Origin of the sequence: Micromonospora sp. CPCC 206060, assembly GCF_036906895.1 — a bacterium.
Classification (GTDB): Bacteria; Actinomycetota; Actinomycetes; order Mycobacteriales; family Micromonosporaceae; genus Micromonospora.
In genome coordinates this window covers 1-2,176 of record NZ_JBAKHU010000191.1, presented here as the reverse complement: position 1 = coordinate 2,176, position 2,176 = coordinate 1, and the positions used below count along the sequence as shown (strand labels likewise).

Here is a 2,176-nt window from a genome sequence, read left to right as displayed (position 1 = left end):
TCACGACCAGCGGCGCGTCCGCGGACGCGGCCGGCCGGACGACCTGCTGTTGACTGTCCTCGGTGGGCGGTACCGGAGGTTGCGGGGTCAGGGCAAGCTGCTGCACAGCAGACATCACCGTGGCCAGCTCCTCGGAGTCGAGCTGGCGATCGGAATCGGTCAACACCCCGACGAGGTAACGGCTGGCGTCCGCCGGGCTCAGCACCGTGACTGGGAAACCCGGACTGTGCTCGTTGATGAAGTCGAGCTGCCGTTGCGGCACGTCCGTCGACACGCCCCCACCGGTCACCGTCGCCCGCACCTCGTCGTAGCGCGTTCGGATTGTGTCCGGGTCCAGGAAACCGGCGTCGGTGACCCTGTCCGCTCGTAGCTCACCGAGGCGCCGCAGCACCTGCGGGTGGCTCAGCGCCGCCACATCCCGCTCACGTTGCGACCGGAAGGCGAGCCGCTGCGTGGTCACGTCCGCCGGCAGCCGGCCCGCGTTGTTCTCCAGGTAGGCCAGGACGTGATCCTGCAGCAGCTCGGCCACCCGACCGAGCTCGGACCCCTGGTATACCCCGGTGCGGACCATCTGGGCAGCTTGGTCCTGGAGCCGGCCGGGGTTGGACAGGAAGCCTTGCAGGTCCTCGGGCAACCGCGCGCCCAGCGCGGTGCGGACGAGGTCCGGGTTGGCGACGATGAAGGCATTCAACAGGTTTTTGCCCTGTTCGGCACTCCCCGGCCGCCAGTCCTCGTCGAACTCCGGTGTTTTCATCTGATCCAGATCCATTCGATCCAGATCCGGATCCACTACGTTCTGGAATGCCTGGTCAATAAACGCCAGGCCAGTACCAGACGGGTCGTCATTTTCCGCTGGATCGGATGGCGGCCTGGGGGGGTCGGCCGGGTCGGTGGAGGTGGTGTCTGCCCGCATCGCCTGGGACGGGCCGCGTGGCGTGCTGGTGGAGGCGAGCAGGAGCGCGCTGGTGTCGGTGCCGGTCGTGGTGATCGGCTGCGGGTGGTCGGCGGTCTGGCCGAGCAGGTCGGTGATGGTGGCGGGCCAACCGTCCCCGTCGAACGCGGCCAGCCGGGTGCTCGATGCGAACAGGTGTCGCAGCCACGGGTCACCTATCGGATCATCCGGCTCGGGTCGGTCGGCGGCACCGGGCATCAGAGGGTCCCGCACCTGGATTCTCGGCGGCCCGGATTTCTGTGGCTGGCTGTAGAGGGCGAACACGTGCTGCGGTTCGTTCGGTGGTGCGGCCCTGACCACGACCATCGACCCTGGCACCGCCCGCAACGCGGCCAGCACGTCCTCCGCTGCGACCCCGTCCGGGTGGGGGGCGACCCGCTCGGGTACCGCGTCGAGGATCTCCATCAGTTGCGGCCAGCCCATGGTGGGCGCGAGCCGGCCGTCCGGTCCGATGATCCGGTCGTCGAACACCGCCCGGTTGCCCAGCCGTTTGTACTCGGTTTGGAACTCATCGAGGGTAGCCGCCACGCACCACCACGGGTCGCCTCTGCTGCCGGGACGCATCTGCTCCTGAGCGGCCCAGTTGGCGACCCGCTGCCCGGACTCGATCGGCGCGACGGCCGGCCCAGTTGCCGCGACAGCCGGCTCGCCGTGTCTGCCGGGGTCGCCACTGACCGGTTCGTCCCGCGAGGACACATCACTCAACGAATCCGCGTCACTGAACCCGCGCCCACCAGGCACCCCACTAACCGACTCGTCCCGCAACGACACATCACTCAACGAATCCGCGTCACTGAACCCGCGCCTACCAGGCACCCCACTAACCGACTCGTCCCGCAACGACATGTCACTGATCGAAATTGTGTCGCTGGTGCCGAGGTTGCTGAACATGTCATCGCTGGAGACAGACGTGTCACTGGCGCTGTCACTGTCACGGTCGCTGGCGCTGTCACGTCCGCTGGCGCTGGCGCTGGCGTGGATCGGCGTGCCATCGGCGCGGGAGGCAGCGCCAGCCGGCACCGTATTACGGGCGCTGGCCGCGTCCGTCGTGACGGGCGTGCCGGGCGTGCCGGGCGTGGCGCTGCCGCCGGCCTGGGCGAGCACCTGGTGGTATCCGTCCACCCATTCCCGTTGGAACGACCCGGCGAGGGTGTCGTGGCTGGCCGGATCGACGCCGTACCGGTGGGCCAGCGCGGTGAACTGGGCCTGCGCCAGGCCGGCCGC

At 69.1% G+C, this 2,176-nt stretch carries 1 protein-coding gene; it reads right to left on the bottom strand.

Going from position 1 to position 2,176, the window contains the following annotated elements:
* A partial coding sequence (locus tag V6U90_RS33140) for a hypothetical protein (RefSeq protein ID WP_334445078.1) occupies positions 1-2,176 on the bottom strand: 2,176 nt, incomplete at both ends.